Raw genomic sequence first — 13,374 nt, forward strand, 5'->3', positions numbered from 1 at the left:
GCATGAATCTACCCAACATACTTACCTTCTCACGGATCGCCATGATCCCTCTGTTCGTCCTGGTGTTTTTCATGCCGTTCCAGTGGGTTTACATGGCCAGCGCCATCATTTTCGCGGTGGCAGCGCTTACTGATTGGCTGGATGGTTTCCTGGCCCGTCGCTGGGACCAGTCAACGCCCCTGGGCGCCTTTCTGGATCCTGTCGCAGACAAACTGATGGTGGCCGTGGCTCTGGCTCTCCTGATCCACGATTATGGCTCGACGTTGCTGACCATACCGGCAATTGTGATCATTGGGCGAGAGATTGTGATCTCGGCGCTACGCGAGTGGATGGCGGAGATGGGCAAGCGAGCCAGTGTCGCGGTGTCGCTCATCGGTAAGCTTAAGACAGGCTTCCAGATGGTGGCTATCGTGATGCTTCTGGCCTATCCGCCGGGTGAGCCGGTTGCCATGGCAGGACTCGTGATGCTGGCACTAGCGGCCGCGCTCACGCTTTGGTCAATGTGCGTCTATCTGAAGGCCGCCTGGGAAGAAATCAAGGCTACCTGATTGCGGCCTGAGCTTTTGGCTTGGTACAGGGTGCTGTCGGCGCGTTGGATGAATCTTCTGAGTCCTTCCATCCGGTTGTACTCGGAAACGCCAATGCTCATTGTGATCGGGGTGTCACCAACCCTGATGTAGGCGGAGGTGGTTTGGCGAAGCGTCTCAGCCACCTGCTGAGCTCCCTCATGCCCCGTTTCAGGGAGGATTACGAAGAATTCCTCACCGCCCCAGCGGCCCATCGAGTCCGTCGAGCGCAGGCGCTCGGTGAGCGCGACCCCCACCTGAATGAGCACTTGATCGCCCACGTCATGACCATGGTGGTCATTGACCCACTTGAAGTGATCCAGATCCAGCGCCAGCAATGACAGGGGCGATCCCGTGCGGTGAGCGCGATTGATCTCCTCTTCTAGGATCTGTTCCGTACGGCGCCGGTTGGGCAGCCCGGTAAGCTGGTCCTCGTGCGCCATGCGCTCAAGTTGCTGCTGAAGCTGACGGGGTTCAGTCATATCCCGGGAGAAACCAATGAAACCGGTGAAGGTGCCGTCCTCGTCGAGCAGGGGAAGCTTCTGCGTTTCATAGATGCGGGTATTGCCGTGCTGATCAGTGATTTCTTCTTCGTCGGATTGGCGCTCACGGGTCGTCAGAATCCGTTCATCAAGCAGCCGACAGCTTTCCGCGGAGTCAGTGGGCAGAATGTCCTCATCCCGGCTACCGATGATCATCTCCGCCTCATGGCCATAGAGACAGGCGGTATGCTGATTCAGGTAAACGTAACGCCTGTCGGTATCCTTCAGATAGATGCAGGCGGGGGCGTGGTCGAGAACCGTTTCAAGGAGCTTCTGCTTTTCGCGCAGAGCTTTCTCAAGCTGGATCTTCTCGGTGATGTCGGTGGATACGCCCGTCATGCCCCGGATGGTACCGTCTTTATCGTAAAGGGGGCGTTTGATGGTCCAGAACCAGCGTTCTTCGCCGCTTGCCGCAATGATGTTGCGTTCCTGGGTTTCGATCGTTTGCCCGTAGAGCAGTACCTGCTCGTCATTCTCACCCAGGTCGTTGGACACATCGAGGGCGAAGAAGGCGCTGTCGTCGCGTCCAATGATGTCTTCCTTGGCGCGGCCAAACAGAGCCTGTACTTTTGCGTTGGCGTAGGTATAACAGCCATTGCAGTCCTTCATGAAAATATAGGACCCAATGCTGTCCAATGTTGTGTGCAAATCATCCAGTTGCTGCCGGGCATCCGTGGGGGCTGTTAATTCCCGAGTCTCCATGACAACGTTTCCCTTGTTGGATGGATATTAACCGTAGAGATTACTTCAGTTGGATTGCTGATGCAAAAATGCCGTCAAAGGACTCTGACAATGTCAGTTTGATGGTGACTGCGACAGTTTATGTCGTGAGCCTCCGCCACTATGGTCGAGTGGGCGCATGGGCTATCCTTCCTGTCGTCTCAATCAAGGACTGCCCCCAGGAGCAACCGGATGATCCACACGTTTCCCGGCAATCAGCTGGAACACCTCGTTGGGCCGCTCGCCAGGTTGCTGGCGATACCGGTTGCCAACCCGCTCCAGCCGGATGTGATCATGGTTCAGCATCCAGGGATGGCGCACTGGCTCAACATGGAACTTGCCAGTGAATCATCGAGGCGGATTGCGATGAACCTGGAGTACCCGCTGCCGGTGCGGTATTTCTGGACCCTCATCCGTTGCATCCTGGGCCCTGAGCGTATGCCGGAGATCTCTCCCTATCAGCGTGAGATCCTGGTGTGGCGCCTGTATGCCCTGCTGGGATCGGAGACCGTGACACGCGACCCGGCCTTTGATGAACCTACGCGCTACTGGCAACAACAGAGCCCGCGTCAGCAGCCGCTGCGCCGTTTTCAGCTGGCTGGCGAATTAGCGGATCTGTATGAGCAGTACCTGATGTATCGCCCGGACTGGATCCGGGAGTGGGACGCGGGCCAGGGCGAACACTGGCAGGCTCAGCTCTGGCAACAGCTGGTTGCGCAGCAGCCGGATCACCCGCTCCGGCTTATGGATGAGGCACGCGAGCGTCTGATGACACCGGTAGAGGCATTGCCAGAGCGCCTGTTCATCTTCGGCATCAACAGCCTGGCGCCTCTGTGGCTGGAATTCATCAGCGAGGTATCGCGCAGGGCAGGGGTGGATTTCCATATCCTGTACCTCAACCCCTCGGACGAGTACTGGGGGGATACCATCAGCGATAAACAGGCAGCCCGCCAGCGCGCACGCTGGCTCGAGGAGCACGATGATGAAACCGGGCTGATACTGGACACCGGTAACCCTCTTCTGACGGGGCTCGGGCACCAGGGGCAGCAGTTTGTGCGTCTTCTCAGCGAGGTGGCGGACGAAGAAGTGCCCTTGTTCACCGAACACGCCGAGGACCATCTGCTTGCGAGGCTTCAGAGCGATGTGCTGCATCTGCGTGATGGCCGCGAGGCACCTGACGACCACTGTTGTGACGACAGCGTTAGTGTGGTCAGTGGCCATAGTGCGCTGCGCGAGGTTCAGGCTCTGCATGACTGGCTTTTGCATCGGTTCAATGAGGATCCGGAGCTGGCACCACGGGACGTTGTGGTGATGTGCCCCAATGTTGAAGAGTACGCTCCTTTTGTGGAGGCCGTGTTCGCCGGGCGGGGGGAAGCCATCTCCGAGCGGGTTCCGCCATTGCCCAGCTCCATTGCGGATCGCAACCCAGGGGATGCGGACCCGGCCGTGGCGGCCTTCATTGAAATGCTGTCGCTGCCCGACGCCCGCTTTGAGGTGAGTCGGGTGATCAGCTGGCTCCAGGTGCCTGCCATACAGCAGCGCTTCGGGTTCGACACCGAGCAGATCACTGAGCTCAGCCAATGGCTTAATGCGGCTGCCATCCATTGGGGACTGGACCAGCAGCACAAGCAGCAGTGGCTCGGCGAGGGGGCCAGTGAACGCTATAGCTGGGATCAGGGCCTTGAGCGGCTGCTGATCGGCTTCGCCTGGGGCGATGATGAGGTGGTGTTGCGCGGGCGGCTGCTGCTGCCTCTGGTGGAGGGCAACGACGCGGTAGTGCTTGGGCGGCTTGTTGCCTTCCTTCGCACGCTCAAAGCATTGCGACGGGACATGCTTGAAATTCGCGCCATCAGTGACTGGCAGACATTTCTTCATGAGCGCCTGCGTCTGGCCCTTTTCAGCGCTGAACGCAGCCATGAATGGATTCACGAGCAGCTCCGTGAGGTGATCCGGGAGCTGGGGCAATACGCGAGCGAAGCGGCTTTTACGGATCCGGTTCCGCTGGCAGTGATTCGCCATGCCCTTGAACAGAACCTGCAGAGTCCCGCCCGTACCGGGCGCCAGTTCATGACCGGTCAGATCACGGTCTGTTCCATGGTGCCCATGCGCTCCATCCCGTTCCGGATCGTGGCGATTCTGGGGCTGAACGACGGCGCATTTCCACGCCAACGGCCCCCGTTGGGCTTTGATCTGATGGCCAATGACCATCCTCGTCCCGGCGACCGGTCCCGACGTGGGGATGACCGCTATCTGTTTCTGGAAGCCATCCTGTCGGCCCGGGATCATCTGTACCTGAGCTTCCAGGGCCGGGATGTGAACACCAATGCTGCGCGCCAGCCGTCTCTGGTTCTCACGGAGCTGATGAATTACCTGGAGGGCGCCACTGGCTGGCATCGTGATGCCATCAGGGTGCTGCCACTGCAGCCGTTCAGCGCGGCCAATTACCAGCGGCGGGAACCGAGTTTTGATCCGGGCTGGCTGCGCCTTACCCAGACGCGCGCGGCCACTGAGCAGGTACAGCGCCTGCCCGCGCCTGAGACAGAGCCGCAGAGCCTGCCTCTGGTGCAGCTGATCCGGGCCCTGGAGAATCCGGCCCGCCATCATGCGCATCAGCGCCTCAGTCTTTATCTTGAGGCATCCGAGTTGCCTGAGGTTGAGGACGTGGAGCCTTTCGCCGCCAATCACCTCAGTCGTTATCGGATCCAGGAGGCGTTGATCCACTGCCAGCTCGAGGGTAGCGATAGCACGCCCGTTCTGGAACGCGCGCGCCTTTCCGGCGAGCTGCCGGAGCATGCACCCATGGCCTCGCAGCTCGCTGACTGGCAAGAGCAGGCAAGGCGATTTGCAGCATCGCTGGAAACCTCGGGTGTCGGTGGTGTCCAACACCAGGACGTGGAGCACACCATTGAAGACGTACCACTGGCAGCGGAACTTCCGCTGGCCCCCGACGGACGTGTGATTTTTTGGCGCATGGCCAACCCCAAGGGGAAAGATGTACTACGGCTCTGGACCCATCACTTGATCGCCAACCTCAGCAATCAACGAACCTCTGTCAGCCTGCATCGGGGTGGCGAGGGCGCGCTGAGGGTATTAAAGCTTGAACCGATCACACCGCAAGAGGCAGAAAAACAGCTTGCCGCTTTGCTGAAGGCATGGCGGGAGAGCTTATGCGAGCCCTCTCAGCTGCATGGGGATCTGCTGCCTGCAGTAGCCAGAAAGGGCGCTGATGCGGATGAGGTGAAACGGCTGAAAGCATTGCGTGATGCGTGGCTGGGCGACAGCTATAACGGCTTCCCAGGAGTAAAGGACGATGCCTACATGGCGTGGTTCTATAACGAAGCAATTGAACCAGAAGCCCTTCTGGCCGCCATGGATAACCTCTACGGGCATCTGCTGGCCACCCTGACGATCACTGACACCACGGAGGTGGCCTGATGCAGGAACTGGACGTCACCCATCTGCCGCTGGACGGCATCCATCTGATCGAGGCCAGCGCGGGCACCGGCAAGACCTATAATATCACCCGTCTGTACCTGCGCCTGCTGTTGGAGCGGGAACTGGAGGTGCAGAAGCTGCTGGTCATGACGTTTACCCGTGCCGCCACAGCTGAGCTCAAAGGGCGTCTGGCAGATGAAATACATCGGGCTCATGAGCAGTGGGAGGAGCTGGACGACCCCTTTTATGCCGCGCTCCGGGCACGCTTCCCGGATACTGCCAGGGTTAAGGCCCGCCTTCGCCATGCCGCATTGCACATGGATGAAGCCGCCATCTACACCATCCACAGCTTCTGCCGGCGGGCGCTGACCCAGGAAGCGTTCACCAGCGGCATCAGCTTTGAGGCGGCCATGGAGGTCGACAGCAGCGGCCTGGTGCGAGAGGCATTGCAGGACTGGTACCGCCAGCAAGCGCAGAGTCCTGACTTTCAGCAGCTGTATGACTATCAGCCCACGCCTGAGGCCTTCGCGAAGGTCTGGGAAAACACCATCAAAGGAGCGGCAACACTTGCCGAACCTGATGTGCCCGATCTGGAAGAGGCCTGGCAGGCCTTCTGCCGCCGCTGGCCGGAGGAACGTGAAGCTTTCGCGACCCTGAATGTCGCCTCGCGGAAAACAGCCGAAACCAAGGCCGGTTGGCAGGCCGTTCAGGACGAGCTTGAGCGCCTCAGTGGTATGGTCTGGGATGGCAACATCCCAGAGGTGTTTCAGGGGCGATTTTTGAAGGATGCTTTCAGCAGTGAAAGGAAAAAGCAGGCCATGCCGGCGCTGTATGAGCTGGCCAGTGGCATTGCCGGTCTCAAACGGGCCCGGGATGCCTGGTGGGCCTGGAAGGGCGTGACCTTTGCGCGTGAGCATCTGGCTGCCAGCAAGGACAGGCTTGACCAGCTGGATTTCAGCGATCTTATCCGTCGTCTCAGCGAACAGCTGGCGTCATCGGAGCGTGGACCGGCTCTGGCTCAGAGCCTGGGTGAGCAGTTTCCGGTGGCGTTGGTGGATGAATTCCAGGATACAGACCCTGATCAGTACGCCATCCTGCAGCGCCTTTACGGGCAGGCCGCGGATCAGGGCCGGATGCTGTGTATGATCGGCGATCCCAAGCAGGCCATTTACGGCTTCCGTGGAGGCGATGTCTTTGCCTATCTCACTGCCCGTAATGATGCAGACTATCAGTGGGTGATGGGGGCCAATTACCGCTCTGCACCTGAGGTCATCGGCGGCTACAATCGGCTCTTCCATGGTCAAACTGTCCCGGCGGACCCCCGTGAGGCGGATCCGCATGACAGAATTTTCGGCTACGGCATCCAATACCCGCCGGTCAGCGCCGGCAGACCGGATCGTGAGCCAGTACGGGGGCCGACAGGGCGGTCGGCCTTCCAATGGGGGCTGCTGCCGGTACAGGACGATATCGAAGGGCTGAACAGCAAGGGCAATGGCTACACGAAGGAAGGCCAAAAACCACTGGCCCGATGGACCGCCCGGGAAATACTGCGTCTGCTGGGCGAGGCAACGATTGATGGCAGCAGGGTGGCGCCAGGGGATATTGCGATTCTGGTGCGCGACCGCAATGAAGCCGCCATCATGCAGCAAGCGCTCACCGCTCAAGGCCTGGAATCCGTCTACCTCAGCGCCCGTGACAATGTGCTCGAAAGCCCGGAATCGCTGGAGCTGCTGCGGGCACTGCAGGGGATTCTCAATCTCGAGGATGATCGCCAGCTGATGGCCGCCCTGGCGAGCAGTCTTTTCGGCTACAATACACGCCAGCTTTTTGATCTGCGCAACAGTGAGCGTGAATGGGCCAGGCAGCTGGAAGAGGTCACAGCGCTGCGTGAACGCTGGCATCGCAAGGGGTTCATGAGCATGGCGCTGCAGCTGCTGCAGTCACGGGCGCAGCCGGAACCCGCTCGACACGAACGCAGCCTAACCAATCTGATGCACCTGATGGAACTGCTGCAGGAGGCCAGCCAGCAGCACCGCCAGCCGGAAGCGCTACTGCACTGGTTTGAGCAGGCCCGCAGGGACACCACCGTTAAGAACACGGAACTGCGGCTGGAAAGTGACGGCCACCTGGTGCGCGTAGTGACGATGCACGGGGCCAAGGGCCTGGAGTACCCCGTTGTTTTCCTACCATTTGTCAGCTTCGGCAAGCAGAGCCAGCAGGGGCGGGACCTGATGGTGCGCTACCATGACCCGCAGGATCAAAGCGCTCATCTGGTGCTGAATCCGTCGGATGAGCAGATCGAGTGGTCACGGCAAGAGGAAGCGGCGGAGGCCATACGGCTGCTGTACGTGGCTGCAACGCGAGGCGAGCGCCGGGTTTATTTGCTGGCGGCCGCGTTTGATCAGCTGGCGCCATCGCCTCTGGCGCGCTGTCTCCAGATCAGTAGTTTCGAGGCACTTGACGAATCAGTGCGCGAGCAAGTCAGGCAAGGGGCCTGTGGGGTGCTGGATATCACCCTCGTCGATGAGCCGGTCAGCGGTGCGCCGGAACCGCCACCACAGGACGGCCTGGAGGCCGCTGAATTCCGAGGCCGCATTGAGAGGGACTGGTGGCTGTCGTCATTCTCGGCGCTCACCCGTAATGCCCGCCATGGCGGTGCCAGTGCCCGCGATCGGGACCAGGGCGAACTGGAGGAGGTGGCACCTCATGGAGATGTGGAAAATATCCGGTTTTCGCTCCCAAAAGGGGCTGAGGCCGGCAACCTGTTGCACGATGTGCTGGAGTGGTTGGATTTCAGCAATCCGGATCTGGACGGGGTTCTGGATCAGGCGGAAAGACGCTATCCGGGGCTGCTGCACCCCAGCGACGTCCTACGTGATCCCGTGAAAGCCTGGTTGCGCGATATCCTGGCAGTGGCGTTACCCAGTGGCGCCACTCTGGGCGCTCTGACGCGGGATAAGACTCTGCGTGAAAGTGAATTCTATTTCCCGATGAACGCGCATCAGAATCCGCCGCTTGGCCGTATCCTGGCCCAGCACCGGGACTGTACCGCGTCTGTCACACTGCCGCCGGCAGCCACCCTGAAAGGCATGCTTCATGGGTTCATCGACCTGGTCTACGAGTGGCAGGGGCGATATTACATTGTCGACTACAAGTCCAATCACCTGGGTAACGGCTTCGGCTATTATCACTCGGAGGCACTGACAACCAATATGCGTCAGAGCTTTTACGACCTTCAGTACCTGCTCTATATGCTGGCTCTGCACCGCTTCCTGCGGATCCGGATCCCGGATTACGACCCTCGGCAGCATCTCGGGGGCGTGCATTATCTTTATCTGCGCGGCATAGCGCCGGGCCGTGACACCGGTATCCACGCACGGGAACCGGACCTGGCCGCGCTGTTCGCCCTGGATGCTCTGTTCGAGGGGCGGGAGATGGCGGTATGAGCGCGGTTCTCAACTCGTTGCGGGAAGGCGAGGCCCCGGAAGTCATCGACCAAGCGCTGGCCGATGCGGTGTGCGAGTGGATCGGCTGTCGGGAGGACTGGTTCCGACATACGCTGATGGCCGTCAGCGAGGCACTGCAGGAAGGTCATACTTGCCTGCACCTGCCGTATTGGGCGGGCCAGACCCGCTGGCAGAGCGACATCTCCTCGGGTATCCAGTTGCTGGAGCTAGCTGATTGGCGGGAAAGACTGCAGGCGTTGGCCATTAGGCCAGACGACAACGCGCCCGTGGTGTTTGAACAGGACCGTTTTTACCTGCGCCGTTACTGGCGTTTCGAGACGGAAGTGGCGTCGTCCATCCGCAAGCGTTTGGCGGTCACCGAGAATGTTGATGCATCCAGCGCCCGGGCAACCCTTGAGCGGCTCTTTCCCAGTGGGGAAGGGCGGAGCGGGCCCGACTGGCAGAAGGTTGCCGCGGCCAATGCCCTGTTGCAGCGCTTCAGCGTGATCGCCGGCGGGCCCGGCACCGGCAAGACGCATACGGTCACACGGTTGCTGGCACTGCTGATTGAAACGACGGCCTCTGATAGCAGCGGGACTCTCCGGGTGCATCTTGCAGCGCCCACCGGTAAGGCGGCCCAGCGCCTGGCACAATCGGTGGTGAAGGCACGTTCAGGACTTGCCCCGGACGTGGATGACCAAGTACATCAGGCCATCCCCCAAGAAGCCACTACGCTGCACCGGCTACTGGGCGTGATTCCGAACAGCCATCGCTTCCGTCACAATGAAGACAATCCGCTCAACGTGGACATACTGGTGGTGGATGAGATCTCCATGGTGGACCTGCCCCTGATGGCCCGCCTGTTCCGGGCTTTGCCGCCGAAGTGCCGGGTGATTCTGCTCGGGGACGCAGACCAGCTGCCATCGGTCGCCGCGGGGTCGGTACTGGCGGATCTGGCGCCTAGAGATGTAGCAGTCTATAGCTCCGAACGCTGCCGGCAGCTCGCCACACTCGGCATTGATCTTGACCCCGCCGACGGCGGTTCGGGCGGGGCGGACTACCTGAGCTTGCTGAGGGAGAGTCGGCGGTTCGAAGGCAGCAGTGGTATCGGCCAGCTTGCCGCTGCGGCCATCAGTGGCGATGGCGAGGGCACGCTCAACGTCTTACGTGGCGCCTATGACGATGTGGTCTGGCACGCCGGGGATGCGCTGTCCGAGCAGCTTGCGTTCTGGACGGAACAGCAGTTCCGGCCCGTTACTGAAGCCGGCAATCTGGAGGAAGCCTTCGAGCGGCTGCGGGCCTTCCGCGTCCTCTGTCCGGCTCGGATCGGCCCCAATGGTGTCCACGCCATCAATGAACGCGTCACCGCTGCGCTCAACCGGGAGCGCCAGCGTTTCTTCCGTGGGCAGCCCATCATGATTACGCGTAACCATTACGGGCTCGGTCTCTATAATGGCGATATCGGCCTGATCTGGCCGGATGAGCCGGAGCGCAAAGGCGAGACACCGCCGTTGCTGGCCTGGTTTCCGGGCGAAGAGGGTTTTACTCCCATGGCGCCCGGGCGGCTGCCGGACCATGAAACGGTCTACGCGATGACTATCCACAAAACACAGGGCTCGGAATTCGATGCCGTGGCCCTGGTGCTGCCCGAAAGGCCGTCCGCCATTGTCAGCCGGGAGCTGATCTATACTGGGGTTACCCGTGCCCGTTCCCGGCTGACGGTGATTGGAAGCGAACCCGTCTGGCGTGCCGGCATCAGCCGGGTGGTGGAGCGCCATTCCGGTCTCGGTGTACGGCTCAGGGCCGGAAAAGCTGAACACAGCTGAACGAGACAGGGGCTGCATCCAATGATCATTTCCTCAACCCTGGATTACCGCGAGGCGGCTCGCCGCCGGCTTCCGCCGTTCCTGTTCCACTACATCGATGGTGCCAGCTACGATAAACACACCCTGCGGCGCAACATCCCATCCCTCCTGGGCCTGGCATGTGGGGGTTCGGGGGCGCCCCTATGATCTCGGCAATGTCTCCACCTATCTCGGGTAGACGATCAGCCTGGAGGACTACGTGGGCTGGCTCGGCAGGAACTTCGACCCGTCCATTGGCTGGAAGGATCTTGAGTGGATCCGCGAGTTCTGGGAGGGCTCAATGGTGATCAAGGGCATCCTGGATCCCGAGGACGCCCGGGATGCGGTGCGTTTCGGTGCCGATGGCATCGTTGTTTCCAACCACGGCGGCCGTTAGCTCGACGGGGCCCTTTCCAGCGCCCGCGCCATGCCCATGATCGCGGACGCGGTGGGGGAAGACATCACACTCCTCGCCGATTCCGGTATCCGTTCCGGACTGGATGTGGTGCGCATGCTTGCCCAGGGAGCTGACGGCGTTCTGCTCGGTCTATGCACTCGCCACAGCCGGAGAAAGGGGCGTCACGCGTCTTCTGGATATCATCGAGAGTGAGATGCGTGTGGCGATGACGCTGACCGGTGCGCGCGCTGTAGGGGAAATCTCTCGCGAGAGCCTGGTTGCACTGCCGTAGTGCTGGTACTGGAGAGCGTTAATGGGTAGTACCAGGTCATGTCGAACCCGGCTGGCTGGGCTTATGTTTAGTAGGCCCTCAATAGGCGACCGTTGCTGGCTTTCCGGTTAATCATCAATTCCGTTCGCATGTGCCCGATGACGCTCGCTTTCGGCCCGGGTATCATGTCCCACGTTTTCAACATCAACATTGAATCCGGGACCCACGATGACCACCAAGTTCCTGCTCAACGAAAGCCGTATTCCCACCCACTGGTATAACCTTCAGGCCGATCTGCCTGAACCATTGCCGCCGGTTCTCAATCCCGGAACCCATGATCCGGTTACACCAACCGATCTGGAGCCCTTGTTTCCGGCATCGCTGATTGAGCAGGAAGTGACCACGGAGAGGGAAGTTCCGATTCCGGAACCGGTGCGTGAGGTCTACCGTCAATGGCGCCCCGCGCCCCTGTATCGTGCGCACGCTCTGGAGAAAGCGCTGGGAACCCCCGCACGCATCTACTATAAGTACGAAGGTGTGAGCCCTGCCGGCAGCCATAAACCCAATAGCGCCATTCCGCAGGCTTTTTTCAACCGCGAGGCGGGTATTCGGCGTCTGACTACCGAAACCGGCGCTGGACAGTGGGGCACATCGATTGCTTATGCCGGAGCGTTGATGGACATGGATGTGCAGGTGTTCCAGGTGCGGGTCTCCTATGACCAGAAACCTTACCGCCGGGCGGTTATGGAGACCTATGGCGCGCGCTGCATTGCCTCGCCCTCAAATGAGACCGAGTTCGGCCGCAGCGTGCTCGCGGAGAATCCGGCTCACACGGGCAGCCTTGGTATTGCCATTTCGGAGGCGGTGGAGGTGGCGGCGCAAGACCCGGGCACCAAGTATGCTCTGGGGTCGGTACTGAACCATGTTCTGCTGCACCAGACCGTCATCGGCCAGGAGACCATGGAGCAGATGGCGATGACCGGAGACTCTCCGGATGTGATCGTTGGCTGCACCGGTGGCGGTTCCAACTTCGCCGGTTTCGCCTTCCCGTTCATCGGCCAGTCACTGCGCGGCGGTGACAGCCCCCGCGTTGTGGCGGTGGAACCCTCCTCATGCCCGACGCTGACCCGTGGCCAGTATGCCTATGATTATGGCGACACCGCGAAAATGACGCCGCTGACGCGCATGCATACTTTGGGGTCAGGCTTTACGCCGCCCGGTTTCCATGCCGGGGGGCTGCGTTATCACGGCATGGCGCCGCTGGTCTCGCATGCGAAACAACTGGGCCTGTTTGAGGCGGTCGCCTATCCCCAGAAGGCTTGTTTCGAGGCGGGGATCCTGTTCGCGCGCAATGAAGGGATCGTGCCCGCTCCAGAGGCCAACCATGCCGTACGTGGTGCTATCGACGAGGCCATTCGATGCCGTGAGCAGGGAAATGGCGAGACCATCCTGTTCAATCTCTGCGGTCACGGCCACTTTGACATGGCAGCCTATACGTCCTATTTCGCAGGCGACCTCAGCGACCATGAATACAGTGATGAGGAGCTGGCTATGGCCCTGTCGGGCCTGCCCTCCGTATGAACACGAGCGTCTGGTCGCTTTTGAAAGCCCTATTCGCCCAGAAAGCTGCTGTACATCCAAGCGGTCTTTTCCTGTTGAGTGATGTAGTCACTCATCAGGGAATTCGTGCCTTCATCACTAGCCGCGGTGGACGCTTCCAGAATATTTCGCTCCAGCTTGATCAGGGCCGAAAGTCCATCGAGGATCTCCTGCACGCATTGGCGCCCGTCGGTGACACTCGTTCGTTCCGGGATCTGGGATAGTTTGACGTATTCTGAATAGGCATGGACGGGCCGATAGCCAAGCGTCAGGATGCGTTCCGCAATCTCGTCCACCTTGAGGAGAAGGTCGGTGTAAAGCTCCTCGAACTTGGTGTGGAGTTCGAAGAATTTGTCGCCCTTAATGTTCCAGTGGTACCCGCGCACGTTCATGTAGAAGATCTGATAATGAGCCAGAAGCTCGTTCAGCTGGTCTGCAAGGGCTCGAGCCTTTGTTTCTTCTATGCCTATGAGATTGGTCGACATGGGTGCTCCTCGCTTTTCAGGATCTATTGTGGTGTGCTTTGGAAAGAATGACGGCTGATCTGCGGCTCT

Annotated in this window: 8 protein-coding genes and 1 pseudogene; 7 read left to right on the forward strand and 2 right to left on the reverse strand. The window is 60.3% G+C overall.

Annotated elements, in window-relative coordinates; all coding sequences use genetic code 11:
* Window positions 1-2 precede the first annotated feature (2 nt).
* Window positions 3-548, forward strand: coding sequence for a CDP-diacylglycerol--glycerol-3-phosphate 3-phosphatidyltransferase (gene pgsA / locus AAF659_RS04545; protein WP_349750498.1), 546 nt, complete (start codon window positions 3-5; stop codon window positions 546-548).
* Here the strand turns inward: pgsA and AAF659_RS04550 are convergent.
* The gene (locus AAF659_RS04550) at window positions 509-1,810 is read right to left on the reverse strand and encodes a sensor domain-containing diguanylate cyclase (protein ID WP_349750499.1); all 1,302 of its coding nucleotides are present in this window, start codon (window positions 1,808-1,810) and stop codon (window positions 509-511) included. The two genes, pgsA and AAF659_RS04550, sit on opposite strands and share 40 nt — an antisense overlap.
* A 210-nt stretch (window positions 1,811-2,020) precedes the next feature.
* On the opposite strand from AAF659_RS04550, the gene recC reads away from it, so the two are divergent.
* From recC to AAF659_RS04580, 6 genes and pseudogenes are all read left to right on the forward strand, one after another.
* Window positions 2,021-5,263, forward strand: coding sequence for an exodeoxyribonuclease V subunit gamma (recC, locus tag AAF659_RS04555; protein WP_349750500.1), 3,243 nt, complete (start codon window positions 2,021-2,023; stop codon window positions 5,261-5,263).
* Window positions 5,263-8,709 carry a UvrD-helicase domain-containing protein gene (locus AAF659_RS04560; RefSeq protein ID WP_349750501.1) on the forward strand — a complete coding sequence of 1,149 codons (3,447 nt, stop codon included), beginning with the start codon at window positions 5,263-5,265 and terminating at the stop codon, window positions 8,707-8,709. The genes recC and AAF659_RS04560 overlap by 1 nt, the downstream gene beginning before the upstream one ends.
* Window positions 8,706-10,535, forward strand: coding sequence for an exodeoxyribonuclease V subunit alpha (gene recD, locus AAF659_RS04565; protein WP_349750502.1), 1,830 nt, complete (start codon window positions 8,706-8,708; stop codon window positions 10,533-10,535). Before AAF659_RS04560 ends, recD begins: the two co-directional genes overlap by 4 nt.
* Window positions 10,536-10,556: 21 nt before the next feature.
* A complete protein-coding gene (locus AAF659_RS04570; protein WP_349750759.1) occupies window positions 10,557-10,721 on the forward strand; it encodes a hypothetical protein in 165 nt (54 codons plus the stop codon).
* Window positions 10,666-11,242 (forward strand): annotated as a pseudogene (locus AAF659_RS04575) (alpha-hydroxy-acid oxidizing protein); the annotation flags it as partial. The gene AAF659_RS04570 and the pseudogene AAF659_RS04575, both read left to right, overlap by 56 nt.
* A 207-nt stretch (window positions 11,243-11,449) precedes the next feature.
* Window positions 11,450-12,802 carry a TrpB-like pyridoxal phosphate-dependent enzyme gene (locus AAF659_RS04580; RefSeq protein WP_349750503.1) on the forward strand — a complete coding sequence of 451 codons (1,353 nt, stop codon included), beginning with the start codon at window positions 11,450-11,452 and terminating at the stop codon, window positions 12,800-12,802.
* Window positions 12,803-12,831: 29 nt separating this feature from the next.
* Here AAF659_RS04580 and AAF659_RS04585 read toward each other — a convergent pair whose 3' ends face one another.
* Window positions 12,832-13,305, reverse strand: a complete 474-nt coding sequence (locus AAF659_RS04585; RefSeq protein WP_349750504.1) for a Dps family protein — start codon at window positions 13,303-13,305, stop codon at window positions 12,832-12,834.
* Between the last annotated feature and the right edge of the window lie 69 nt (window positions 13,306-13,374).

It is taken from the genome of Salicola sp. Rm-C-2C1-2, from assembly GCF_040196175.1.
Classification (GTDB): domain Bacteria; phylum Pseudomonadota; class Gammaproteobacteria; order Pseudomonadales; family Oleiphilaceae; genus Halospina.

Coding starts and splice junctions, on each gene's coding strand:
- pgsA (WP_349750498.1), top strand. CDS start 3: ATGAATCTACCCAACATACTTACCTTCTCACGGATCGCCATGATCCCT.
- AAF659_RS04570 (WP_349750759.1), top strand. CDS start 10,557: ATGATCATTTCCTCAACCCTGGATTACCGCGAGGCGGCTCGCCGCCGG.
- AAF659_RS04550 (WP_349750499.1), bottom strand. CDS start 1,810: ATGGAGACTCGGGAATTAACAGCCCCCACGGATGCCCGGCAGCAACTG.
- recC (WP_349750500.1), top strand. CDS start 2,021: ATGATCCACACGTTTCCCGGCAATCAGCTGGAACACCTCGTTGGGCCG.
- AAF659_RS04580 (WP_349750503.1), top strand. CDS start 11,450: ATGACCACCAAGTTCCTGCTCAACGAAAGCCGTATTCCCACCCACTGG.
- AAF659_RS04585 (WP_349750504.1), bottom strand. CDS start 13,305: ATGTCGACCAATCTCATAGGCATAGAAGAAACAAAGGCTCGAGCCCTT.
- recD (WP_349750502.1), top strand. CDS start 8,706: ATGAGCGCGGTTCTCAACTCGTTGCGGGAAGGCGAGGCCCCGGAAGTC.
- AAF659_RS04560 (WP_349750501.1), top strand. CDS start 5,263: ATGCAGGAACTGGACGTCACCCATCTGCCGCTGGACGGCATCCATCTG.